Raw genomic sequence first — 205 nt, forward strand, 5'->3', positions numbered from 1 at the left:
AACCCGGGCTCGATATCCTCACCGACTTCCCTTGGGACAACCCGGTGCTGGATGACGATGCCCTGCAACTGGATGCCGCACCAGCAGCGGACCCCCAACAGACTGCAGAGGAAACCATGACCGGTGCTCCGGCAGCTCCAGACCCCGCAACTGACGCTGAGGCCGAGATCGGTTTGGAGGAGTTGTACCGCTTGCTTGACGACGA

The 205-nt window shown here is 62.0% G+C and carries 1 protein-coding gene; it reads left to right on the forward strand.

Features of this window, described 5'->3' with window-relative positions; genetic code table 11:
* The coding region (locus ABLN87_RS22500; RefSeq protein ID WP_353014350.1) for a hypothetical protein at positions 1-205 on the forward strand (205 nt) is incomplete at both ends.

Origin of the sequence: Ruegeria sp. SCP10 (genome assembly GCF_040329495.1) — a bacterium.
Taxonomy (GTDB): Bacteria; Pseudomonadota; Alphaproteobacteria; order Rhodobacterales; family Rhodobacteraceae; genus Ruegeria.